The organism is Siphonobacter curvatus (assembly GCF_002943425.1).
In the GTDB taxonomy this organism is placed as follows: domain Bacteria; phylum Bacteroidota; class Bacteroidia; order Cytophagales; family Spirosomataceae; genus Siphonobacter; species Siphonobacter curvatus.
Genome location: NZ_PTRA01000008.1, coordinates 2,501 through 25,962, shown reverse-complemented (window position 1 = coordinate 25,962; position 23,462 = coordinate 2,501). Strand labels below are relative to the sequence as shown.

Annotated in this window: 21 protein-coding genes and 2 tRNA genes (1 of these 23 cut by a window edge); 17 read left to right on the top strand and 6 right to left on the bottom strand. The window is 47.5% G+C overall.

The annotated features are described in order from the left end of the window. Positions 1-30 precede the first annotated feature (30 nt). Complete coding sequence (locus C5O19_RS23745; RefSeq protein WP_104715866.1) at positions 31-447, bottom strand: winged helix-turn-helix transcriptional regulator; 417 nt, start codon at positions 445-447, stop codon at positions 31-33. A 100-nt stretch (positions 448-547) separates the two neighbouring features. Here C5O19_RS23745 and C5O19_RS23740 point away from each other — a divergent pair, with 100 nt between their 5' ends. The 8 genes from C5O19_RS23740 (at position 548) to gcvT (ending at position 9,025) form a co-directional block, all read left to right on the top strand. Continuing rightward, positions 548-1,192, top strand: coding sequence for an NAD(P)-dependent oxidoreductase (locus C5O19_RS23740; protein WP_104715865.1), 645 nt, complete (start codon positions 548-550; stop codon positions 1,190-1,192). Between the two features lie 726 nt (positions 1,193-1,918). After that, positions 1,919-2,518: an RNA polymerase sigma factor gene (locus tag C5O19_RS23735; protein WP_104715864.1), complete on the top strand. Its 600-nt coding sequence runs from the start codon at positions 1,919-1,921 to the stop codon at positions 2,516-2,518. Further along, the gene (locus C5O19_RS23730) at positions 2,515-4,095 is read left to right on the top strand and encodes a hypothetical protein (RefSeq protein WP_104715863.1); all 1,581 of its coding nucleotides are present in this window, start codon (positions 2,515-2,517) and stop codon (positions 4,093-4,095) included. Before C5O19_RS23735 ends, C5O19_RS23730 begins: the two co-directional genes overlap by 4 nt. A 112-nt stretch (positions 4,096-4,207) precedes the next feature. Beyond that, entirely contained in the window at positions 4,208-5,365 is a 1,158-nt protein-coding gene (locus C5O19_RS23725) for a glycoside hydrolase family 172 protein (RefSeq protein ID WP_104715862.1), read from the top strand. A gap of 52 nt (positions 5,366-5,417) precedes the next feature. Then, complete coding sequence (locus tag C5O19_RS23720; protein WP_104715861.1) at positions 5,418-6,530, top strand: FG-GAP repeat domain-containing protein; 1,113 nt, start codon at positions 5,418-5,420, stop codon at positions 6,528-6,530. A gap of 161 nt (positions 6,531-6,691) precedes the next feature. After that, on the top strand, positions 6,692-7,153 hold the full coding sequence (locus C5O19_RS23715) for a hypothetical protein (protein WP_104715860.1): 462 nt from the start codon (positions 6,692-6,694) through the stop codon (positions 7,151-7,153). Between the two features lie 183 nt (positions 7,154-7,336). Further along, the gene (locus C5O19_RS23710; protein WP_104715859.1) at positions 7,337-7,846 is read left to right on the top strand and encodes a D-glycero-alpha-D-manno-heptose-1,7-bisphosphate 7-phosphatase; all 510 of its coding nucleotides are present in this window, start codon (positions 7,337-7,339) and stop codon (positions 7,844-7,846) included. Between the two features lie 87 nt (positions 7,847-7,933). Next, positions 7,934-9,025 (top strand): glycine cleavage system aminomethyltransferase GcvT, encoded by a 1,092-nt coding sequence (gene gcvT, locus C5O19_RS23705; protein WP_104715858.1) that lies wholly within the window; start codon positions 7,934-7,936, stop codon positions 9,023-9,025. A gap of 118 nt (positions 9,026-9,143) precedes the next feature. Here the strand turns inward: gcvT and C5O19_RS23700 are convergent. Both C5O19_RS23700 and C5O19_RS23695 read right to left on the bottom strand, forming a co-directional pair. Next, positions 9,144-9,218: transfer RNA gene (locus C5O19_RS23700), tRNA-Arg, on the bottom strand. A 37-nt stretch (positions 9,219-9,255) separates the two neighbouring features. Then, a tRNA-Met gene (locus C5O19_RS23695) sits at positions 9,256-9,328 on the bottom strand. A 152-nt stretch (positions 9,329-9,480) separates the two neighbouring features. Here C5O19_RS23695 and era point away from each other — a divergent pair. Together era and der are read left to right on the top strand one after the other, a co-directional pair. Beyond that, complete coding sequence (era, locus tag C5O19_RS23690) at positions 9,481-10,380, top strand: GTPase Era (RefSeq protein ID WP_102202280.1); 900 nt, start codon at positions 9,481-9,483, stop codon at positions 10,378-10,380. 178 nt (positions 10,381-10,558) lie between these two features. Then, on the top strand, positions 10,559-11,866 hold the full coding sequence (gene der / locus C5O19_RS23685) for a ribosome biogenesis GTPase Der (protein WP_104715857.1): 1,308 nt from the start codon (positions 10,559-10,561) through the stop codon (positions 11,864-11,866). A gap of 176 nt (positions 11,867-12,042) precedes the next feature. Here der and guaB read toward each other — a convergent pair whose 3' ends face one another. Then, positions 12,043-13,512, bottom strand: coding sequence for an IMP dehydrogenase (gene guaB, locus C5O19_RS23680; protein WP_094808296.1), 1,470 nt, complete (start codon positions 13,510-13,512; stop codon positions 12,043-12,045). Positions 13,513-13,714: 202 nt separating this feature from the next. On the opposite strand from guaB, the gene C5O19_RS23675 reads away from it, so the two are divergent. Then, entirely contained in the window at positions 13,715-14,530 is an 816-nt protein-coding gene (locus C5O19_RS23675; RefSeq protein WP_094808297.1) for a 3'-5' exonuclease, read from the top strand. 81 nt (positions 14,531-14,611) lie between these two features. Here the strand turns inward: C5O19_RS23675 and C5O19_RS23670 are convergent, their stop codons facing one another. Next, positions 14,612-15,883 (bottom strand): 4-hydroxy-3-methylbut-2-enyl diphosphate reductase, encoded by a 1,272-nt coding sequence (locus C5O19_RS23670; RefSeq protein WP_104715856.1) that lies wholly within the window; start codon positions 15,881-15,883, stop codon positions 14,612-14,614. A 357-nt stretch (positions 15,884-16,240) separates the two neighbouring features. Here C5O19_RS23670 and C5O19_RS23665 point away from each other — a divergent pair, with 357 nt between their 5' ends. Beyond that, complete coding sequence (locus C5O19_RS23665; RefSeq protein ID WP_094808299.1) at positions 16,241-17,182, top strand: sugar phosphate isomerase/epimerase family protein; 942 nt, start codon at positions 16,241-16,243, stop codon at positions 17,180-17,182. Between the two features lie 45 nt (positions 17,183-17,227). Continuing rightward, the gene (locus tag C5O19_RS23660) at positions 17,228-18,697 is read left to right on the top strand and encodes a Gfo/Idh/MocA family protein (RefSeq protein ID WP_104715855.1); all 1,470 of its coding nucleotides are present in this window, start codon (positions 17,228-17,230) and stop codon (positions 18,695-18,697) included. A 79-nt stretch (positions 18,698-18,776) separates the two neighbouring features. On the opposite strand, the gene C5O19_RS23655 is transcribed toward C5O19_RS23660, so the two are convergent. Next, complete coding sequence (locus C5O19_RS23655) at positions 18,777-19,163, bottom strand: hypothetical protein (RefSeq protein ID WP_104715854.1); 387 nt, start codon at positions 19,161-19,163, stop codon at positions 18,777-18,779. Positions 19,164-19,510: 347 nt separating this feature from the next. On the opposite strand from C5O19_RS23655, the gene C5O19_RS23650 reads away from it, so the two are divergent. From C5O19_RS23650 to C5O19_RS23635, 4 genes are all read left to right on the top strand, one after another. After that, a complete protein-coding gene (locus C5O19_RS23650; RefSeq protein ID WP_243406497.1) occupies positions 19,511-20,926 on the top strand; it encodes an anthranilate synthase component I family protein in 1,416 nt (471 codons plus the stop codon). Positions 20,927-21,022: 96 nt separating this feature from the next. After that, entirely contained in the window at positions 21,023-21,592 is a 570-nt protein-coding gene (locus C5O19_RS23645) for an anthranilate synthase component II (RefSeq protein ID WP_094808302.1), read from the top strand. Positions 21,593-21,644: 52 nt separating this feature from the next. Continuing rightward, positions 21,645-22,631 carry an anthranilate phosphoribosyltransferase gene (gene trpD, locus C5O19_RS23640; RefSeq protein WP_104715853.1) on the top strand — a complete coding sequence of 329 codons (987 nt, stop codon included), beginning with the start codon at positions 21,645-21,647 and terminating at the stop codon, positions 22,629-22,631. A gap of 39 nt (positions 22,632-22,670) precedes the next feature. After that, positions 22,671-23,462, top strand: partial view of a Rossmann-like and DUF2520 domain-containing protein gene (locus C5O19_RS23635; protein ID WP_104715852.1) — the 5' portion only. It continues 3 nt past the right edge of the window; 792 of the gene's 795 nt are visible here — the first part of the coding sequence; its start codon is at positions 22,671-22,673; the stop codon falls past the right edge of the window.

Genomic DNA, 23,462 nt, shown 5'->3' with positions numbered 1-23,462 from the left:
GATTTCCGAGCCGTTATTGTACATGAGTCCCTAATTCTTCGAATACCGACTGCGGGCCTTTACAATTTCTGCCTTATACATATTGGCCCATTCGGCCAGATCAATCATGCGTTGGAGTAAGCTTTCGCCCAAAGCCGTAAGCTGATATTCCACCCGGGGCGGAACTTCGGCGTAGATATGACGCTGAACCAGTCCATCTTCCTCCAGACTTCGCAGCGTAACCGTCAACATTCGCTGCGAAATATCACCAATCTGAGCTTTCAATTCATTAAAACGGAGCTTACCTGAATTGCCTAAGTGTATGATGGTTAGGTAAGACCACTTGTCGCCAATGCGATCCAGAATACCGCGAACGGGGCATACTCCTAAATCGTCGGTCTTGCTGAAAATTTTTTCTATCTTTTCCTGAACAGGAGTTGCCTGACTATCAACAATAGTTACTGTCATGTGCCTTAGTTATTGAAAAATGCCTTCTTGTTACGTAAAAACCCTTGATTTACTTTTGAGTTATTAAAAGTAACTAAGGAAACAAAAATAACTAATTGCTATGAAAATTGCACTGATTGGAGCAAGCGGTTTTGTCGGAACAGCCGTATTGTCGGAAGCTTTGAACCGGGGACACCAAGTAACGGCGATTGCTCGTAACCTCGAAAAAATTACGAATACTTCAGATGATCTCATCCTCAAGACGGGGGATGTAATGGATTCAGCGGAAGTACAGCAACTTGTGGCTGGAACCGACGCCGTAGTAAGTGCCTTTAATGCGGGTTGGACAAACCCTAATCTGTACGATGACTTTCTGAAAGGATCACAGGCCATTCTCGACGGTACGAAAGCTGCGGGTGTACCCCGTTTACTCGTAGTAGGTGGAGCCGGAAGTTTATACGCCGCTCCGGGCCTGCAATTGGTAGATACGCCTCAGTTTCCAGCGGACTGGAAAGCAGGAGCAACGGCTGCCCGCGATTTTCTGAATGTCATTAAGAAAGAAGAAACGTTGGACTGGACTTTCCTAAGTCCGGCTATTCAACTGGTTCCGGGTGAACGGACGGGTCAGTACCGCACGGAACTGGATATACCCGTTGCGGATGAAAAAGGAGAAAGCCGAATCACAGTGGCTGATTTAGCCGTAGCAATTGTGGATGAACTTGAAAACCAACAGTTTTCCCAAAAACGCTTTACCGTAGGGTATTAGTAGTTAATACCGATAAAGGTTTAATTATATCCAAAAAAACTGTAAATGTTACTATCCATCGAAGATATAAAAATTAGTCGTGGTTAACGTTCAACTTTGTATCAACAATAAGGCGGAGGTGGCGACCTGAAGCTTTATTGTTGATACAAATTCAGTAACGTGACACCAAGGCGGTGGAGTCACATTAACTATACGGACCCCTCGATCCTTCTGGGAACGAGGGGCTTTTCTTTGTATAAGATATTGATTGTTAGAATACTAGATAGGCGATAAAAATGCTTATACTAATAATTAAGGCTTCAAGTATCCACGCTCCCAGCGAATGCTGACTTTGAGGCGTGTCTAATTCTATCAAAGATTTATGTTTAGACTTAGATGATTCGGGTGAGAACATTTCCCTACAGGTGTGCGTTTGGATGAAAATTAGCGGGTACTGATGACTACTCAAGAGCCAGCGTTTTACTAATCAGGTCTATACCGTAAGTTTTAGGGTGGGTATGCTTCCCATATCTACTTAGTACGCCGAATGCCTCTACTGCGTTGCAGTCAGGAAAAAGGATCACGTTATTTTAAGGATACATTAAGTGTAGCTTATTGAAAATCAGTAAAATTTGTAGAGCGGAAAGAGTCGAGATTATTTTTTAGGAGAATTTTATCGGTTGGTTGCAACGGCCAGACAATCCTTCGCGTACAGATCCATTGAAGAACCTTAACTATTAGCTGATTTTGTTTTTCCGGAAAAAATCATCCTTCACTGATGATGACCTCGAAGGGGTTATTCAGGCCTGTTTGTTAGAAGACAAGCGGGCCCAGCGGGTGCTTTTCCAACAGTATTTCAGTTATGCCAAAAGCATTTGTTTACGGTACTCATCGAGCGTAGAGGAAGCAGAGGAAATTTTAAACGAAGGGTTTTTCAAGGTTTTCAAAAACCTGCATCATTACGATTTGCAATTGCCTTTCAAAGCCTGGTTACGGACCATCATGGTCAATTCGGCCATTAGCTATTTCCGAAAACATCAGAAATTTCATAGCGAAATTGGCTTTGAATCTTTTCCGGAACCGGCTCTGGATGATGACGTAGTCGAACAGATTGCGGCGGAGGAAATTTTAGAACTGGTTCAACAACTCAGACCTATTTATCGCTCTATTTTTCTCATGCACGTGGTGGATGGGTACCAGCTTCGTGAAATCGCGGATCAACTGAATTTAAAGGAAGGAACCGTACGCTCGCATTTTGCCCGGGCTCGCGTGATCCTTCAGCAACTGGTTATTGAATCGTATCCCCACGTCGCTCAGCGAAATTGGGGAAATACATCTTTACAATGAAAACGGATCGTTTCAATGAAGCCATCCGACGAAAGTTGGAGGGAATCGAACCGCCATTCCAGGAACAGGAGTGGGCGAAGTTTCAGACGTTTACCAAACAACAGATGCCTGCTTCGTGGTGGGTCCGGAGCGGAGCTAAGTGGATTGGCTACGGAGCTTCTGGTTTAGTAGCTACGCTGCTCATTGTGACCAATATCATTCAGTATCAGGAAAATAAAAAGCTTACCCAGACGGTAGCAGAGTTAAGAAAAGAAGTTCAACAAACGAAAGAAATGCAGCGGTCAGAATCGGCGGCTGTTCAGACTCCAGCCTATGATTCATTTATACCTTCTGCTAACGCCCCTGCTGGTCCAGCCGTTTCTGACTACGCTGAAAATGAGGTGAAAACCAACATTACGAAGAAAACAAATGAGGCTACGATAACTCATTCCCAAACCCGGCCTGCTTCTGGATCGCAGGAAAAGGAAACGACCGATGTAGATCCTACTTCGTTTAAAGAAAACCGGCAGCAGCGTGAAGCGGTTGCCACTGATGTTCGTACTACGGAGTCGATGCGTACCGCTTCCGGTAAAATCATCCGTTCTAACCAACCTCTGCGTAACCAGACAGAAGGTGCTCGTGCGGATGTTATGACCTTGGGTATCGAGCATCCGTCCTTTGTTCGTACACCAAACTCGTCCGGAAAAACGAAACGAAGCTCGACTCGGGAAACATTTCCAAGTGATTACGGAAATGAATTAACGGGTACTGAGAAAAAAGGATCAAAAGAACCCGTTGAAAGTATAGCTGAAAATCGTCAAAATTTGGTGGAAGCTGCCCGACTGCGGCCCCGGTTAACCTTTGACGTTACCTTACCTCCGTTGCACTCGCCTGTAGCAACGAGGAAAAATTATAAATGGACGAATTACGTACCGACTACGGAGAAAACGGAAAAGGTAGCGAAAGCACCCAAACTACGACTTCCCCAAGAAAGTACGGTAGCTTTGCGAGCTGGTGCAGGTGTGGACATAGAAAAGAACTTTCTTGGGAAATCACTGGCCGCGGGCGTAATCGTAGGCAAACACTGGGGCCTTTCACTAGGCTTAAGCTGGGGAACGGTAGAAGGACCCCGATACCGGGATGAATTCGAATGGGATCACAAAAAAAATCAGCCTCCCCGAAATTTCAGAAAAGAGCATAAGATCATCCTGCCGCCGCAGCTATTTAAAATCAAAAATATCCAAACGCAGGCTTCGGTCGTACGAATGCCTATTGAACTGAATTACCGGGTTCCGCTGGAACAGGATTGGACTTTACTGGCAATGGCCGGCAGTACGCTGGATCTGAAAGTGACGCAGCAACTGCAATTTGATGTATTCAAGAACGAATTTCCTTTTGCGAAAAATCAGATCGATTTCAAGCCTAAGGAGCCCGTAGTAAACAATGTTAATGTGGGCGTAGGCATTGAAAAACGCTGGAATCATCTGGTCGTACAGACGGAAGCGTATCTGGCTCCATCCTTGGAAAATTGTTCGTATCGAAAGGAGCAGACACCCGTAGGCTTACGAATTCGAGCCCTGTACCAGTTCGGAAAATAAAGAAAAGGCCTGCCGCAATCACGGCAGGCCTTTTTGCTGCTTACAGTAATCCATCATTGCGAGTAAGGGGAGGATTCACGACCTTTCGATTATAACCTCTTCTTACTTTACTATGAAAAAGTATTGGCTTGTACTAATGGTCTGGCTGACCTGTATCCTGACGCAGGCTCAAACGAAACCCTGGAATGGTCTGGACGTCGGTTTATCTAATCTGTATCGCCTTTCCAACGCTCAATCTCGATCCATCAGTCCCGAAAACTTTACGGGTGAACGTGGCAAGGGTGCCATGGCGGATACCTCCGACCGACGGCCCAATCAGGCCAATGCCCGTCGCGAAGCCCGCGATTTGGGGCGGGGCTGGAAAGTCAACCCCTTTGTTATCATTCGACCAAAGCAGGTGTTCACCCTGGCCGAAATTACAGGTTCGGGCCAAATTCAGCACATTTGGATGACGCCTACGGGTAACTGGCGATTTAGTATCCTTCGTTTGTATTGGGATGATGAAACGACGCCCTCCGTGGAAGTACCGGTGGGCGATTTCTTCGGCATGGGCTGGGGTGAATACGCTCCGCTCAATTCATTGGCCGTTACGGTTAATCCGGGCAGTGCTTTTAACTGTTACTGGCCCATGCCTTTTCGAAAGAAATGCCGGATTACGATGGAAAATCTCGACGAGCGTGAGATGCGACTCTACTATCAGGTCGATTATACACTAACGGACGTACCCGACGATGCGGCGTATTTCCACGCTCAGTTCCGCCGGGCGAATGGTCATCCAACGGAGCAGGTCATTACGCTTGTCGATGGTATCAAAGGAAAAGGGCAGTACGTAGGCACATATCTGGCCTGGGGCGTACATAATACCGGCTGGTGGGGTGAAGGAGAAATCAAGTTCTACATGGACGGAGATAAAGCGTTTCCCACCATTGCCGGTACGGGTACGGAGGATTATTTCTGTGGAAGTTACAATTTCGACCGGGCGGGCAAGTACGTCGAATTCTCAACGGCTTACGCGGGTCTTCCCCAGGTAATTCGCCCCGATGGGACCTATAAATCCCAGCAACGGTTTGGGCTATACCGCTGGCATCTAACGGATCCGATCCGTTTTGAAAAGGACCTGAAAGTGACGATTCAGGACCTGGGCTGGCGGAGTGAGGGTCGGTATCTTCAGCAAAATTCCGACGTAGCAAGTACCATTTTCTGGTACCAGACCGAACCGCATGCGGCATTTCCCCGACTGCCGGATAAGAACGCTTTGGAGGTCAACTAAGAGGCGTAGTACAGATTTTTAAAGGCTAGATTCATTCATCATACAGCTGCCTATGCGAACGGTTATTGGAGGAATGTTTATCCTGGTCGTCATGATCTTTTATCCAGATAAAGGAAAATTTCGTGAACAGAAAATTGCCGCAGAACGCTATGAGTCGGTCGGCGTTTTCGACGTCAATGGCGATAAGAAGCCTGATTTGGTCTCGGGGGCCTGGTGGTATGAAGGTCCAGAATTTAAAAAGCGTCATTTCATCGGCGAGGTAAAAACCGAAGGTGAATACTACGATGATTTCTCAACCATACCTTACGACGTAAACGGAGACGGCCGTATGGATTTTATTACCGGCGGCTGGTGGGGCAAGTCGATTCGCTGGCGGGAAAACCCCGGTAAATCGGATCAGCAGTGGCCCGAACATGTCATTGACAGTTGTGGCAACGTAGAAACGACCCGAGCCTGGGACATTGATGGGGATGGTACGCTGGAAATCGTTCCGAACAACCCGAGTCAGGCATTGAAGGTATATCGCTTTAACCGGGGTAAAAAGACCTTCACTCGTCACGTAATTTACGAAGTACAGGGCCACGGATTGGGTTTCGGCGATGTGAACGGCGATGGGAGAGGGGATTTTATTTTATCCGACGGCTGGCTGGAGGCTCCCGCCAAACCTTTTGAGCAAGCCTGGACCTTTCACCCCGATTTCAAGCTGGGGTCGGCCAGTGTACCCATTCTGGTAGTAGATGTAAATGGTGATGGGCGGAACGACCTCATTGTGGGGCAAGCCCATGACTATGGGCTCGACTGGTATGAACACAAGATGGACGGTGAGCGGCACATTTGGGAAAAACGCTCGATTGATTCAGAACATTCGCAGTTTCACGAAATGCACTGGCGGGACATTACGGGCGATGGTAAACCCGAGCTGATTACAGGTAAGCGATACCGGGCTCATAATGAGAATGATCCAGGAGCTGCCGATCCCTACGGCATGTACTACTTCACGTGGAACGGTAGCAAATTCGAGAAGGATATCATCACGTTTGGACCTTTCGGGGAAACCAAAGGAACGGGTATCTATATGGTCGTACAGGATTTGAATAAAGATGGCTATCCGGAACTCATTACAGCTGGGAAAGATGGACTTAGCGTTTTCTGGAATGAACGGTAACGGAGCGTAAAGGGGCTAGGTGCCCGGAAATTACGATTTTTCGATCTGATTAAGCCCGTATCGTTTGGTGATGTGCCGCTTGGGCTGTTTGTTTGCCTGTCCAATGGACCGCCCTGCGTGGGGTCGCCCAACACTGACAAACTATAAACGACGCATACGAAATGGAAGCTGCTTACACTGTCTTTTTATCTATTCACTCCTGGCTTCGCTGGGTGGTGCTGATTCTGGCCGTATTAACCCTGGCCCGGTCGGCTCGGGGTGTATCCTCCCAAAGTCTGTATACCGATGCGGATCGCAAAGCGGGTTTGTTTTTTATGATCTCCTGCGACGTCCAGTTACTGGTAGGTTTAGTACTCTATTTGGGATTGAGTCCGGTTGGATTAGCGGCTTTTCAAACGGAAGGGCTTAATCCGATGAAAGAATCAGGCATTCGCTATTACGCGGTTGAGCACATTGCTATCATGATTGTTGCGCTGGCTTTGGTGCACATTGGATATAGCAAAGCAAAGAAAGCGACTTCGGATCTGGTCAAGCATAAATCCTCCCTTATTTTCTTCGGTATCGCTTTACTACTGATGCTCAGTCGTATTCCCTTCAGTACGCGACCCCTATTCCGATTCTAGTGAAATAAACAAGCAACAATCCCAGCCTGCCAGCCGTTTAAGTTGGCAGGTTTTTTTTGTAATAATTTTAAAAATACCTCGACCAGACGAACAAACTGATGGTTTTTTTGCTTATTTGTACAATATTATATAAGCATAATTCTATTTATTGATTTCGCCTACGTAAAAAACATTGATCAACCTATGAATAAGTGCGTCTTTTTAGATCGGGATGGTGTATTAAACCAGGATAGCCCGAGCTATCTATACTGCGTGGATGAACTCGTTATAACGGACGATACCATCAAGGCACTGGAGCGATTAAAAGGTGCTGGTTATCTACTCATTGTGGTTACGAATCAGGCTGGTATTGCCAAAGGATTATACAAGCGGGAAGATGTCATGAAGTGTCATGAACACTTACAGGAAAGATGCGGGCATTTAATTGATGCCCTGTATTTCTGTCCCCATCACCCAGATTATAGCAGCAATTCGCTGTTACGGAAGCCCGATTCCTTGATGCTTGAAAAAGCCATCGCCAAATATCACATTGATCCAACCCAGTCCTGGATGATTGGTGATCAGGAACGTGACATTCAGGCGGGTCATAAAGCAGGCGTACGGACGATCCGTATTGCGGACCCCGATACCCAGTCCAAAGCAGAAGCCCTACGAACCAATCTTTGGGAAGCTTCGGCTCTGTTAGTAGGCTAGGAGAGGATATATTTTCTTTTGAGAACAAAAAACGTGGGGAGCGTTTCAATTTCCACTATTTTTGCTCATACTAATGTATTCTTTCTAATGTCAGATTCACTTCGTCAAATTCCGTTACACGACGTACACGTAGCTTTAGGAGCCAAAATCGTACCCTTTGCCGGGTTTGAAATGCCCGTTTCCTATTCCGGTTTAATTCAGGAACACCTGGCGGTACGAAATTCCGTCGGGATTTTCGACGTTTCGCACATGGGTGAATTCCGGGTACGAGGAGCCAAAGCTCTGGATTTACTGCAACGGATTACCACCAATGATGTTGCCGCTTTGTATGATGGTAAAGTCCAGTACTCATGTCTGACCAACAACATGGGTGGTATCGTAGATGATTTGTTGATCTACCGTCGGAAAGAAGAAGACTACTTTGTGGTAGTGAACGCTTCGAATATCGAAAAAGACTGGAACTGGTTTCAGCAACATAACACCGAGGGAGCCGAGCTTGAGAATGTATCGGATGAATACAGCCTGTTTGCTGTACAAGGCCCCAAGGGCGTAGCAACGATGCAGAAACTAACGGATCTGAATCTGGAAGAAATGCCTTACTATTCCTTCAAGGAAGGTACTGTCGCGGGAATCGAAAACATTCTCATCGCAACTACAGGTTATACCGGAGCGGGTGGCATGGAAGTATACGTACCTAACGACCAGGCAGTAGCCATGTGGAATGCCATCATGGAAGCTGGTGCCGAATTCGAGATTGTACCCGTTGGCTTGGGAGCCCGTGATACGCTGCGTACTGAAATGGGCTATTGTCTGTACGGTCACGACATCGACGACAGTACCTCACCCATTGAAGCAGGCCTGGGCTGGATTACGAAATTCAACAAAGAATTTACGTACAGCGATTTTCACAAGAAGCTGAAAGAAAACGGTGTTACCCGTAAGCTGGTAGGTTTCGAGATGATTGATCGGGGTATTCCACGGCAGCACTACGAAATCATGACAGCCGCCGGTCAGATCATCGGTGAAGTAACGTCTGGTACACAATCGCCCAGTCTGAACAAAGGAATCGGGATGGGCTACGTACAAACGGAATACAGCAAAGTAGGCACCGAAATCTATATTAACATTCGCAATAAGTATTTGAAGGCGGTGGTAGTGAAGTTGCCGTTTTTGAAGTAGATTATAAATGAATGATAACGGAAAAGCCCTGACAGAGCAATCTGGCAGGGCTTTTCGTTGGATAAGAGGCTCAAAAGAAAAACACCTGCTCAATTTCGAGTTGAGCAGGTGTTTTATGTGGTGGTCTCGTTAGGAATCGAACCTAAATCTCAAGCTCCGGAGGCTTACATACTATCCGTTGTACGACGAGACCCTAAAAAGAAAGCCGCCCAGATGCGAACGGCTTTTTGTAGCGGGAACAGGACTCGAACCTGTGACCTTTGGGTTATGAGCCCAACGAGCTGCCAACTGCTCCATCCCGCGGTGTGTTATTGGACTGCAAATATACGGCACTTTCCGTTAAAATCAATACCTTTGTAAAAAAAACAGATTGGAGTACCCATTTATTTTTTTAGTTTAACTGATTATCAGTCAGCTAAGCTGAAAAATATTTTTTATAGTTTTGATTTTGTTACATGGATAATCATAAAACGGGATACGTCAGCATTGTCGGGAAACCCAACGTGGGTAAATCAACCCTGATGAATGCCCTGGTAGGCGAGCGGCTTTCGATCATAACGTCAAAAGCCCAAACGACCCGTCATCGGATCATGGGGATCGTCAATGGGGTACACGATGAGGTCCCTTTCCAACTGGTGTACTCAGATACCCCGGGAATCATCAAGCCTCAGTATCAATTACACCAGTCGATGATGAATTTCGTACGCGGCTCGCTGGAAGACGCGGATGTGATTCTTTTCGTGACGGATATTTTTGAGCAGTACGACGAAGACGATGTCATCGATAAACTGACGCGTATTCAGGATACGCCCGTGATTCTGCTAATCAATAAAGTAGATCTGGCAACGCAGGAACAGGTCGAGGAAAAAATCGCCCATTGGCGGAACCGTTTCGCCACGCAGACCATTCTACCCATCTCTGCTTTGCATAAGACGGGCTTGGAAGAGTTGTTTAGCCTCATCATCAAGGCTATTCCAGTGCATCCGCCCTTCTTTGACAAGGAATCGCTGACGGATCGGCCCGAACGCTTTTTTGCGGCTGAAATCGTTCGCGAGAAGATTTTTCTGAATTACAAAAAAGAAATTCCTTATAGTACGGAAGTAGTGATTACTTCTTTCAAAGAAGAAGAAAATATCATCCGCATTCTGGCAGAAATCTACGTAGAGCGAAGCAGCCAGCGGGCTATTCTGCTGGGGCATAAGGGAGCTTCCATCAAGAAAGTGGGGATTGAATCCCGGCAGGAAATGGAAGCCTTTTTTGGAAAACAAATTCACCTGGAAACCTACATTCGTGTGGAGCCCGACTGGCGAAGTAAAGCCAACAAGCTCCGCGAGTTTGGGTACATTCAAGAGTAATGGCTGCGAACGACTCCTTTTATACCGGATTCGTTGGGTGAGCGAGGGTAGGCGGGAAACCGTTTGTCGTGAGCCGTTCGTGGATACCATTGCTCCATCCGTAAACCGACGCAGCCGAGAAACGGCTGGTCTCTTAACGGAGTCGTAGCCTGTGAGAGGTGAAAGCTCCTAACACATCATGTCAAATATTGTAGCCATTGTGGGGCGTCCCAATGTGGGAAAATCCACGCTTTTTAACCGGATCATTGAGCAGAAGAAAGCCATCATGGACAACGTCTCGGGGGTAACCCGCGACCGCCATTATGGGTATGGCGATTGGACGGGTAAGTACTTCACCGTGATTGATACGGGCGGTTATGTGGTTGGCTCGGAAGATATTTTCGAGGAAGCCATTCGCGAACAGGTACAGATCGCCATGGACGAAGCTACCGTTGTAGTATTCGTGGTAGATTGTATTACGGGATTGACGGGTCTGGATGAAGATTTCGCTAATGTATTACGTCGCTCTAAAAAACCCGTTGTTTTAGTTGCCAACAAGGCCGATACAACGGATAAAATGCACGCAGCGGCTGAGTTTTATGCGTTAGGCTTAGGCGATCCGTATCCAATTTCAGCAGAAAACGGGAATAACACGGGTGACCTGATGGATGCCATTGTTTCTCACTTTGAGGACGAAGGCGTAGAAGATCCGGAAGCGGGTATTCCCCGGGTTGCCATTTTGGGTCGGCCGAACGTAGGAAAATCTTCGTTTCTCAATGCCATTCTGGGCCGGGAACGGAGTATTGTAACCGACATTGCCGGTACGACGCGTGATGCGATTCACACCCGATATTCCCTGTACGGAAACGACTTCATCATTACGGATACAGCAGGGATGCGGCGGAAAGCTCGCGTCAACGATAACATTGAGTTTTACTCAACGCTGCGGTCCATGCGGGCTCTGGATGAGTGCGACGTTGCCATCATTATTCTGGATGCGGAACGGGGACTGGAAGCTCAGGATATGAACATTATCGGGATGGCACACCGGGCGAAGAAGGGTATCGTACTGATGATCAATAAGTGGGATTTGATTGAGAAGGATTCGAAAACGGCTCCTGCCTGGGAAAAAGAACTTCGTCAGCGACTGGCTCCTATTGATTATGCTCCCATTGTCTTTACTTCGGTCGTGGATAAACTACGGATTTTCAAAGTCGTGGAAAAAGTGAAGGAAGTATACGAAGAGCGTCGCCGCCGGATTGCTACTTCACAACTGAACGACGTGATCCTACCCGAGATTGAAGCGTATCCGCCACCAGCAATCAATGGTAAATACGTGAAGATTAAGTATCTGACGCAATTACCAACGCCAAGTCCGACGTTTGTATTGTTCTGTAACTATCCCCAGTATATCAAAGAGAGTTACGAACGTTTCCTGGAAAACAAATTCCGGGCTCACTTCGGCTTCGAAGGCGTACCACTAACGATGTTCTTCCGGAAAAAGTAGCATTTAGTTGATGGTTATGGGTTGATCGTTGTTAGTTGGTTCCCAAATCATTCTAGTAGCTCAAAAGAAAAAGGTCGCTCAACAGGCGACCTTTTTCTTTTGACTTCTAATTACCGAAAGCTAATGGTTTCTAAGGACTTCTTCTAACAAGAACTAACCATCAACCACAATTAAATTTATTTCACGCTATAGTTCGGGGCCTCTTTCGAGATTACTACATCGTGGGGGTGGCTTTCGCGAACACCAGCTGCCGTAATCTTCACGAATTTAGCTGCCTGAAGCGCTTCAATATCGCGGGAACCGCAGTAACCCATACCCGCTTTGAGTCCACCGACCATTTGGTACAGAATATCACCTACACGGCCTTTGTACGAAATACGCCCTACGATACCTTCGGGTACCAGCTTCTTGATGTCGTCTTCAGCATCCTGGAAATAGCGGTCTTTCGATCCTTCTTCCATGGCTTCTACGGAACCCATACCGCGGTAGCTCTTGAAACGGCGACCTTCGGCAATGATGATTTCACCCGGAGCCTCATCCGTGCCTGCTAATAAGGAACCCATCATGATCGAGCTGGCTCCACCGGCAATGGCTTTTACAATATCACCGGAGTAACGAATACCGCCATCGGCAATGATGGGAACACCCGTACCAGCTACGGCTTTCGCTGCTTCATATACGGCAGAAAGCTGAGGCATCCCTACGCCCGCAATCACGCGAGTAGTACAGATCGATCCGGGGCCAACGCCTACCTTTACCGCATCTGCTCCGGCATCGGCCAGGGCTTTGGCACCTTCGCCGGTAGCCACGTTACCCACAATCACATCCAGATTAGGGAACGACGCTTTTACTGATTTCAACGCGTTGATTACACCCAGTGAGTGGCCGTGAGCTGTATCAATACTAATCACGTCTACACCAGCTTTGACCAGAGCGGCTACGCGATCCAGCAAATCGGGGGTTACGCCAACGGCCGCACCCACCCGCAGACGTCCACGGGAATCTTTGCAGGCATTGGGGTGATTTTTCTTCTTGAGAATATCCTTGTAGGTAATCAGCCCTACGAGTTTATTCGAATCATCAACAATGGGAAGTTTTTCAATCCGGTGCTCCTGCAATACGGCTTCCGCGGCCTGTAAATCAATACCTTCACGAGCCGTGACGAGTTTATCCTTCGTCATGATCTCGGTAACGGGCTGGCTTAATTTGGTTTGGAAACGAATATCGCGATTAGTAAGAATACCGATCAGTTTACCTTCGGTATCAACGACGGGAATCCCGCCAATTTTATTTTCCCGCATCAGCCGGTGAGCATCCGCTAGTGTATCGCCTTCTGAGAGGGTTACGGGGTCCAGGATCATTCCGGATTCAGAACGCTTCACCTTCCGCACTTCTTCCGCCTGACGATCAATGGACATGTTCTTGTGAATAATGCCAAGACCACCTTCCTGAGCCATCGCAATGGCCATTTCCGATTCAGTAACCGTGTCCATGGCAGCGGAAACTAAAGGAACGTTCAGGCGTATGTTTTTCGTAAGGTATGATTCGGTGCGAGTTTCGCGGGGGAGAACTTCCGAATAAGCGGGCAGCAGAAGCACATCATCGTAGGTAAGTGCTTCAAAAAGAAACTTGGAGGAGTCCAACATGGCAAATAACGGTGCTATTCTTATTTGCCGGACGAAGATACTATTTTTTTTCGTGACTAGAAAAACTGCAAATTATTTAATACAAAATTAACAGACGTCCGGAGCTGACGTTTTCATTCTCAGGGATGTTCATAAAGGGAGCAAAAGTCTATATCCCGGGAAATTAATGTATTTTTGTATTTGTCAGTAATTGAGGAACACCGTGCAACATAGTCTGAAACTCCGTAAGCCGCTCGCTTTTTTTGATCTGGAAACCACCGGCATCAATCTGATACGGGATCGTATTGTAGAAATTTCCATCGCTAAAGCCATGCCTGATGGATCGGTGCAGGTGCGTACCGAAAAAGTCAATCCGGGCATGCCTATTCCGCTGGAGACGAGCCTGATTCACGGAATTTACGATGAAGATGTCGCAGATAAACCCCAATTCAAGCAACTGGCTAAATCACTGGCTCAATTTCTGGAAGGGTGTGACCTGGCGGGCTTTAACTCTAATAAGTTCGATGTACCCATGCTGGTCGAGGAGTTTCTGCGGGTGGGTATTGATTTTGATACGAAGAACCGTCGCCTGATCGACGCTCAACGTATCTATCACATGATGGAACCGCGTAACCTGTCGGCAGCCTATAAGTTCTACTGTGGCAAGAAACTTGAACACGCTCACTCTGCCGAGGCAGATACACTGGCTACGCTGGAAGTACTCGACTGCATGATCAAACGCTACGAAGGGGTGGAAGTGGAAAAGAATAAAGACGAAACCTGGATTCCGGTCAAAAATGACATGGATGCTCTGCACGAGTTGACATCCGGACAATTCGTTGACTTCGCCCAGCGGATGAAATACAATAACGAAGGCGTAGTCGTCTTTAACTTTGGTAAGCATACGGGCAAACCCGTACTCGAAGTATTTAAGCGAGAACCCAGCTACTACGACTGGATGATGCAGGGCGACTTTACGCTGGATACGAAGCGAAAACTGACCGATATAAAGCTGAAAAGCAGTACGTTAATGAAATAGTACCCACAAAAAAACGAGTCGGATAACCGGCTCGTTTTTTTGTACTCAGAAGGATAATCAAAATAGAGTACGCTAAAAAATCTATGCAAATGCTTCCATGGCTGCATTAATCGTCTGGGCTTCCGGAAAAAAGGAAAGCAGCCGCAACAGAATATCTTCTACTACCTTGTCCGGACACGAAGCTCCGCAGGTGAGCATAATCGTAGCGGGCCTATGCGTTGGTAAATAGTTTTCAGAAACTTTCTCCGTTTTTTCGTGCAGATCGTAATGACGAACGAGTGTAGTATTTAGAAGCTTCGCCGCATTTTCAATAAAATAGGTCGGTAGCTTTTGCTCGCACAATTCAACCAGGTGCGATGTGTTCGAGGAATTGTACCCCCCCGCGACTACGCACAGATCAGCCTGCTCTGCCAGTAAGCCATAAGTAGCCGACTGATTATCATTCGTTGCGTAACAAAGGGTATCTCGGGTATCGGCAAAGTGAGCCGTCGCATCATCACCCGGATAGGTTTCAATCATCACCTGCCGTAGGTGGTCAGCAATGGCCTGCGTATCCGAGGCCAGCATAGTCGTCTGATTGACTACACCAATGCGTTGTAAGTCGCGACGAACATCAAATCCTTCCGAGTACTGATCCTTAAATTCTTCGTAAAAAAGCTCGGCTGGTTTTTGCTGACGAATGTACAAAGCCAGTTGCTCGGCTTCCTTCATATCCTTTACCACAACCGTCGGAGCATTCTGACGAGCGTGCGAAAACGTAGCCCGTGTTTCTTCGTGGGCTGGTTTGCCGTGAATGACTACGGTATAATCGCTTTGTCCGATGGAGGAAGCCCGCTTCCAGACTTTCTCCACAAAAGGACAGGTCGTATCGTATTGTTCGGTCTGAATACCAATTGCGGCTAGTTTCGCCTGAATCTCCAGCGTAGTACCAAACGCCGGAATGATCACAATATCGTCGGCGGTAAGCGATTCCCAGGGAATCAGCTGCCGACCGGATGTATCCATGATAAATTGAACGCCTTGACTCTGTAAATCCCGGTTCACTTCCGGGTTATGAATCATTTCGCTCAGGAGATAAATATGCTTGGAGGGATAGTTCGCGATAATCTGGTACGCCGTTTCTACTGCATTTTCAACGCCATAGCAGAATCCAAAGTGACGGGCAATAAGAAACCGCACCGGGCCGAAATCGAGCAGCGTCGGTGTGAAGTCTTTCTTCATCTTATCCTGTTTGCGACGAAATTCCTTAATCGCACCAATGATAGGACTCTTAAATGTATCGGGGATTTGAAACGACTTCATTTTCTTGAATTTCGTTGCCCGTGGCGGCAGCGTACTAGCGGTACTGCTCATTTCTCTAGTAAGAACAAGTTTGTGAATAAACAGTTTTCAGAACTTGCTTTATCTTTTGATAAAACCTCCTAAAGACTGTAAAAATTCCTTTTCCCGGATAAATACAAAATGATCCAAGAATCTGAAAGTGAATATTTTATACCTAGATTCAGCCTTCAAAAATAAGTATAATTTGATTGGTTCTGCGGGCTTGTGAAACGGAAATTTAGAATTTCGGATGAGAATGGGCCAGCGCAAGCTGTCAGACGCAATCCAGTGGTCGGCATTTCTTTCCGTTTTATCGCCAACGCATTACAATTCCGGAAAACTTCTTTATTTTTCATCCCGAATAAGCCGTTTGCTCTAAACCTTTTCTATATGCATCAAAACCGACGTTCCTTCTTACGGAACCTGGGCTTCGCAGCTGTAGCTACTACTGCCGCTTCCTCAACGATGGATGCGTGGGCCGAAACGGCGGCCAAAAAGCCCTTCTTTGAAATCTCCCTGGCGGAGTGGTCCCTGCATCGGGCCTTACGCTCTAAAAAAATGACCAATCTCGACTTTCCGGTCATGGCTAAAAAGGAGTTTGGCATCAGCATCGTCGAATACGTCAATCAGTTTTTCATGGATAAAGCCAATGACACCGCTTATCTAAAGGAATTACTGCAGCGTTGCAAAGACAATGGGGTAAAAAATCACCTGATCATGTGCGATGGCGAAGGAAACCTGGGCGATAAAGACGCCGCCAAACGCAAAAAGGCCGTCGAAAATCACTACAAATGGGTGGACGCCGCCAAGTTTCTCGGCTGCAAAACCATCCGGGTAAACGCCGCGGGTGAAGGTACGGCCGAAGAGGTGAAGAAAAACGCCATCGAGGGCTTACACCAACTCAGCGAGTTTGCCGCTAAAACGGGTATCAATGTCATTGTCGAAAATCACGGTGGATACTCCTCCAACGGTCAGTGGCTGAGCGACGTCATGAAGGGCGTAAACTTGAAAAACTGCGGTACCCTTCCGGACTTCGGTAACTTCTGTATGAAACATAAAGCGGGCAATTACTTCGAATGCGAAGAAGAGTACGACCGCTACAAGGGTACGGAAGAACTCATGCCCTTTGCCAAAGGCGTATCCGCGAAAGTCTACAATTTTGACGAAAAAGGAGATTGCGTAGAAACGGATTACAGTCGAATCATGAACATCGTAAAAAAATCGGGCTTCCGGGGTATTGTCGGCATTGAGTACGAGGGCGATAAACTTTCGGAAGAAGAGGGCATTCGCAAGTCGAAAGTTCTGCTCGAAAAGTGGTCTACATTAGCTTAACTTTTAACCATTTTAGGGTCCTGGACCCCACGCAGTACACATACTATGGAAAAAAAATCTCCCTCTCGCCGCGAGTTTCTCAAAAAGGGAGCCCTGTCGGCAGCCGCGTTTTACATTGTCCCTCGTCACGTGCTGGGAAAAGGATTTATCGCTCCTTCGGATAAACTGAACCTCGCCGCTATTGGGGCCGGTGGAAAGGGATCTAGCGATATTTGGAATGCCTATAACAATGGAGCTGAGAATGTTGTAGCTCTTTGCGATGTAGACTGGAATGTAGCCGCTCAGTCCGTCAAGCGTTTCCCGAATGCCAAACGCTACCAAAATTACCGGGAAATGCTGGATAAAGAAGGCAAGAACATTGATGCCATCACCATCTCGACGCCCGATAACACGCACGCCGTAATTGCCATGGCTGCCATGCAGGCGGGTAAGCACGTCTACGTTCAGAAGCCCTTGTCGCACGATATTTACGAAGCCCGTATGATGACTGAAGCGGCTCGGAAGTACAAAATCGTGTCGCAAATGGGTAACCAGGGTGCTTCCAGCGTGGGTAGCTGGCAGATGGTCAACTGGTTTAACGCTGGTTTGATTGGTACGGTGAATGAAGTACACATCTGGACGAATCGTCCGGTATGGCCGCAAGGTATTCCGGTACCTACGGGCAAGCACGAGATGCCTGAGGGTCTGGCTTGGGATCAGTTTATTGGTCCGGCTCAGTACGTAGATTACACGCCAGCCTACCACCCCTTCAAGTGGCGGGGCTGGTGGAACTTTGGTACCGGAGCACTGGGCGATATGGGTTGCCATTTGATTGACCCGGCTTTCCGCGTACTGGGTCTGGGTTACCCAACAGAAGTAGAATGTTCGGCAGGTGCTGTATTCACGAAGGACTGGACGCCGGAATACATTCCCGAAGGTTGTCCTCCCTCAAGCTCCGTACAGCTGAAATTCCCCGAAACGAAAAAGAATAAATCAGAAGTTACCATGTACTGGTCGGATGGTGGTATTCGGGCGTTCCACCCGGATTTGATTCCCGCAGATGAACCCCTGGGGGATGCCGACAGTGCGAATGGTGTAATCCTGATGGGTTCAAAAGGAATTATGACCTGCGGAACCTACGGACATGCACCGAAGCTGTACTTCAACAAAAAGAAGATGAGCGAGCAGGATCTGGCCAAGTACAAGTGGACGGAAACGGAAATCCAGAAAATGCCTGAAAGTGGTCACCAGACTTCCTGGGTACGGGCCTGTAAAGAAGGATTTGGCTCAGAAACCCACAAGAAGTTAACGTCTTCGTTTGATTACTCCGGTCCGCTGACGGAAACGGTACTGATGGGTAACCTAGCTATTCGTAGCTACAACGTTCGCAAGCCGAATGCCGACGGTAAAGGTTTCGCCTATCCCGGTCGTAAGAAACTACTTTGGGATGGCCCATCCATGCGGATCACGAACTTCGAAGATGCCAACCAGTTCGTAAAACGCGAGTACCGCTCAGGCTGGTCATTGGGATCGTAATTAGTATTATAGAAGGAGTGAATGATAGCATGAGGAGCCAAAACTAAATGTACTCATGCTATCATTTACTCCTTCTGTATTATTTCACTGGCGTACCCTGCTGAAAAGTAATCTCGGAGGCTAGTCCTACGGAAGAAAACCGGATAGCTATGGAAGCCGCCTCTGATCGTTTCGTAATATCTTCACAATGCGGACCTGCTTCGAGGAAGTACACGTAGTACTCCTCATTGCGGTCCGCAATTTGATTAATATCGGGTTTACCGAAAATTTCTACGAAATCATTGGAAGTAGTGCCTTTCAGGATTTGCCGGATTTTCTTGAAATCCGGTACTAAGGTCTTTCGTACACCCTGACAGCCGCCTTTATCGGCTTTCCACTTATCTACCGGGAATCCCTGTAGGTCGGGTTTGGGTTTACAGCCCATCAGGAGCAAAAAAAGGCAGGAAAAAAACAAGAGACTACGCATACATATTGGAGTTCTGAAAATCAAAATTCAGCTTGCTGACCGGAACTACAAAAAAAATGTCCATACTTTAGCCAAACTCTGAAATAGTTTTTAAGTTTGTCGAAATTAATGTATCTGACTATGAACGTTTCATTCGCAAAAGCTTGGTGGTGGCAACTGGGATCTCTCCGTTGAACAGCCTCTTTTTGCGTCATGTAAGCGAATCAATAAGCACAAGCCACAACGCCCGCTGTTCAGCCGAACAGTGGGCGTTGTGCGTTTAAATCCCTTAGTAACCTTCACACGGAGGTAGTTTAGCTGGTAGAGCGGCAGTCTCCCCACCCGTGCGAATAACGAATCAACGTACTGTGAAAAACTTTTCAATTACGACCCATCACCGCCGCTTGCTGGCCGATATGCTGACGCCCGTGAGTGCCTATCAACGCTTACGGCGTCAGTTTCCGAACACCGTTTTGCTGGAAAGTGCCGATTACCACGCCATGCAGAACAGTATGAGTTTTATTGGCTGTGATCCCGTCGCCAGCTTTATCCTGGACGAAGACGTCGTAACGCAGAAATTTCCCGACGGTACCACCGAGCGGTTTACCCTCGAACGTCGGAAAGACGCTGTAGCCGCTCTGCGGAATTTTGCGGGTTGTTTTGAAGAAAAAAACTCGGGCTTTCCCTTTCCAACGGGCGGACTCTTTGGCCACATGACCTATGATTCGGTGGAATACTTCGAAGACATCGAAATTCAGCCCAAAAGCCCCGAGTCAGCCATTCCGCAGATTGTCTATTATGTGTATCGGTACGTCATCGTGTTCAATCACTTTAAAAACGAAGTGTACCTCTTTGAACACCAGTATGGCGATACGCAAAACAAGAATACGGAAGGTTTAAGTCAACTGGAGTTTTTGATTCAAACGCCTAAAACGTCTTCGGGAAAGTTTAAGCTGGAAGGCGAAGAGGAAACCAATCGGACGGATGAGGAAATGCGGGAAGTCGTCAACAAATGCATTGGCCACTGCTTACGCGGGGACGTGTTCCAGATTGTGCCATCCCGTCGTTTTTCACATACGTTTGAAGGCGACGATTTCCAGGTATACCGAGCCCTGCGTTCCATCAATCCTTCGCCGTATCTATTTTACTTCGACTTCGGCACGTACCATATTTTCGGCTCTTCGCCCGAAAAGCAGATTTTCATCAAAAATGGACTGGCCGAGATTCACCCCATCGCGGGTACCTTCCGCCGGACGGGCGATGATGAACGCGACGCCGAACTGGCCCGTGAGTTACTGGCCGATCCGAAGGAATCCGCCGAACACGTGATGCTGGTGGATTTAGCCCGGAATGATCTAAGTCGCAGCAGTGATTCCGTGCAGGTGGAAACTTTTAAGGAGGTGCAATACTATAGTCACGTGATTCACCTGGTTTCGAAAGTAGTGGGTAAGATGACGGCGGGTACCAATCCCCTGCAACTAGTAGCGGATACTTTTCCGGCGGGTACGCTGTCCGGTGCTCCCAAGCACAACGCCATGACGATCATTAATCGTTATGAAACGACCAACCGGAGTATCTACGGGGGAGCCATCGGTCATTTGAACTTCAACGGAGATTTCAACCATGCCATCGCCATTCGTACCTTCCTTAGTAAAAACAATACGCTGTTTTATCAGGCCGGTATGGGCGTTGTAGCAAAGTCGAACGTGGAAAGCGAATTACAGGAAATTCACAGCAAACTAGCCGCCCTACGCAAAGCCATGGAAATGGCGGAAGAGTTATGAGTTTAGCGTGAAGGGAACGCTAATTGGGCCAAATGTTTATAAAATCAGCTGATTGTTGATGACTAACAACAATCAACCAACAACGAATAACAAAAAATGCCTTACAAAATATTAGTACTCGATAATTACGATTCATTCGTGTACAACCTAGTGTATCTATTAAAGGAAATGGGTCACGAGGTGGATGTCTTTCGCAATGATAAGATTACCCTCGAAGAAGTAGCCCAGTACGATAAGATCCTTTTGTCGCCTGGTCCAGGTATTCCTGAGGAAGCGGGGATTATGCTGGATTTGATTCGGGAATACGCACCTACCAAATCCATCTTTGGCGTTTGTTTGGGCCATCAGGCCATCGGCGAAGCCTTTGGAGCGAAATTGCATAACATGGGCGATGTTCTGCACGGCGTAACGACCAAGTGTGTAATCACGGATACAACCGAGAAGTTATTCCAGGGCTTGCCCGAATCCATTGAAGTATGCCGGTACCATTCCTGGACGGTAGTACCCGAGTCTATGCCCGAAGAATTGAAAGTAACTGCCGTTGATGAAAATGGCTTTGTACTGGCCGAGGCTCATACAACATACGATGTTCGTGGCGTGCAGTTTCACCCCGAAGCGTATCTAACTGAATATGGAAAAGAAATGTTGAGTAACTGGTTGAAATAAATCATTCACTCCGTTCTCCTTCTATATATATAGTATAAGCCAAAACTTACGCATGAAAGAGCTTCTTTCCCAATTGTTAAACCAACAAGCCCTGACTACCGAACAGGCCTATCAGGCTCTGCTCTCCATTGGTCAGGGTGAAGTAAATCCCTCCCAAACGGCTGCTTTTCTAACGGCCTATGCGATTAAGGGACTCAGCGTTCCTGAACTCAATGGATTCCGGCAGGCCATGCTGGAGCTTTGCGTTGCCGTCGATTTCCGGGAATTCGAACCCATGGACGTATGCGGTACGGGTGGTGACGGAAAAAACACCTTCAATATTTCTACGACTTCAGCTTTTGTGGTCGCCGGGGCAGGGCAGAAGGTTGCCAAGCACGGCAATCACGGTGTTTCGTCTTCGGTCGGTTCTTCAACAGTGATTGAGCGATTAGGGTATCAGTTTACAAACGATTACGATCACTTGCGACGGCAACTCGAATCGGCGGGTATTTGCTACTTGCATGCTCCCTTGTTTCATCCGGCGATGAAGCACGTGGGTAATGTCCGCCGGGAGCTTGGATTCAAAACTTTCTTTAATTTATTAGGACCCTTGATGAATCCGGCCTTTGTACAGCGGCAGCTGTCAGGCGTGTATAATCCTGATGTCGCCGAATTGTATGCGGGGGTACTGCGATCCGCTGGTGTACGGTTTGCGATTGTACATGCCTACGATGGGTACGATGAAGTATCGCTTACGGGAAATTTTCTGTTGATGAACAACCATGAAACCCGCCAGGTGAGTCCCGAAGAAATGGGATTGAGCCAATGGACACCCGAAAGTCTGGCGGGTGGAAACAATTTACAGGAATCCGCCGACCTGCTGGTTCGCATTCTAGAGAATCGCGGAACGCCAGCCCAAACTCAGGTAGTACTGGCCAATGCGGCGACTGCTTTATACGCCGCTCAGGATATTTCATTGGAGGAAGCCTTGGATCGGGCTAAGGAGTCGCTGGAAAGTGGACGGGCGTATCAGTCACTGAAAACCCTACTAAGTGCTTAGGCAATACCAACGCTTTTCTAACCTATTATATATACACCTATGAAAATCGCACTGATTGGAGCCGGAAACGTAGCTCATCATCTTGCGGTAGAATTAGAGGGGGCCGGACACGACATCATTACCATCTATAGTCGAAAGTTGCCGAACGCTGAGGCACTGAGCGACCGACTATCCATAGCCGTAGCAACGAACGAACTAAACTTTGCTGAAAGCGAAGCCGAACTCTTCCTGCTCACAACGAGCGATGACGCTCTGGAAAAGATCATCCCACAGATCGTATGGCCGGAGGAGGCATTGGTGGTACATACAGCCGGGGCAAAATCATTAACCGTTTTACAGAACTTACTGCGGGTACACAGCGATGTCCCCTTACGCACGGGCGTTTTCTATCCCCTACAAAGTATTAATAAAAAGATACCACTGAATTGGAAGGAAGTGCCCATCTGTATTGAGGGAGAAAATGAAGAGATCGAGCACCAGTTGATCGAAATCGCCCGAACCATTAGTGATGAAGTATATCTGGTCAATTCCGAAGAGCGACTACAGTTACATTTGGCGGCCGTATTAGCGAATAACTTTCCCAATCATCTCTGGGCTCTCACCAAAGACTTACTAGCCGAGCATAATCTGGACTTCGAATTAATGAAGCCTATCTTAAAGGAGACCCTACGTAAAGCGCTCGAAGCAGATCATCCCGCCGAAGTTCAAACCGGCCCCGCCCGAAGAGGTGATCAAACTACGATGGCTCGCCATCTACAGTTATTGGAAGATCAACCCGAGCTAGCCCGTATCTATCAAACCATCTCTGAAAGCATTATGCGATGGTATTTA

What these genes read in the sequence shown, in the direction of transcription:
- C5O19_RS23745 (WP_104715866.1), bottom strand. Translation starts at nt 447, where the DNA reads ATGACAGTAACTATTGTTGATAGTCAGGCAACTCCTGTTCAGGAAAAG.
- C5O19_RS23740 (WP_104715865.1), top strand. Translation starts at nt 548, where the DNA reads ATGAAAATTGCACTGATTGGAGCAAGCGGTTTTGTCGGAACAGCCGTA.
- C5O19_RS23730 (WP_104715863.1), top strand. Translation starts at nt 2,515, where the DNA reads ATGAAAACGGATCGTTTCAATGAAGCCATCCGACGAAAGTTGGAGGGA.
- C5O19_RS23725 (WP_104715862.1), top strand. Translation starts at nt 4,208, where the DNA reads ATGAAAAAGTATTGGCTTGTACTAATGGTCTGGCTGACCTGTATCCTG.
- C5O19_RS23720 (WP_104715861.1), top strand. Translation starts at nt 5,418, where the DNA reads ATGCGAACGGTTATTGGAGGAATGTTTATCCTGGTCGTCATGATCTTT.
- C5O19_RS23715 (WP_104715860.1), top strand. Translation starts at nt 6,692, where the DNA reads ATGGAAGCTGCTTACACTGTCTTTTTATCTATTCACTCCTGGCTTCGC.
- C5O19_RS23710 (WP_104715859.1), top strand. Translation starts at nt 7,337, where the DNA reads ATGAATAAGTGCGTCTTTTTAGATCGGGATGGTGTATTAAACCAGGAT.
- gcvT (WP_104715858.1), top strand. Translation starts at nt 7,934, where the DNA reads ATGTCAGATTCACTTCGTCAAATTCCGTTACACGACGTACACGTAGCT.
- era (WP_102202280.1), top strand. Translation starts at nt 9,481, where the DNA reads ATGGATAATCATAAAACGGGATACGTCAGCATTGTCGGGAAACCCAAC.
- der (WP_104715857.1), top strand. Translation starts at nt 10,559, where the DNA reads ATGTCAAATATTGTAGCCATTGTGGGGCGTCCCAATGTGGGAAAATCC.
- guaB (WP_094808296.1), bottom strand. Translation starts at nt 13,512, where the DNA reads ATGTTGGACTCCTCCAAGTTTCTTTTTGAAGCACTTACCTACGATGAT.
- C5O19_RS23670 (WP_104715856.1), bottom strand. Translation starts at nt 15,883, where the DNA reads ATGAGCAGTACCGCTAGTACGCTGCCGCCACGGGCAACGAAATTCAAG.
- C5O19_RS23665 (WP_094808299.1), top strand. Translation starts at nt 16,241, where the DNA reads ATGCATCAAAACCGACGTTCCTTCTTACGGAACCTGGGCTTCGCAGCT.
- C5O19_RS23660 (WP_104715855.1), top strand. Translation starts at nt 17,228, where the DNA reads ATGGAAAAAAAATCTCCCTCTCGCCGCGAGTTTCTCAAAAAGGGAGCC.
- C5O19_RS23655 (WP_104715854.1), bottom strand. Translation starts at nt 19,163, where the DNA reads ATGCGTAGTCTCTTGTTTTTTTCCTGCCTTTTTTTGCTCCTGATGGGC.
- C5O19_RS23645 (WP_094808302.1), top strand. Translation starts at nt 21,023, where the DNA reads ATGCCTTACAAAATATTAGTACTCGATAATTACGATTCATTCGTGTAC.
- trpD (WP_104715853.1), top strand. Translation starts at nt 21,645, where the DNA reads ATGAAAGAGCTTCTTTCCCAATTGTTAAACCAACAAGCCCTGACTACC.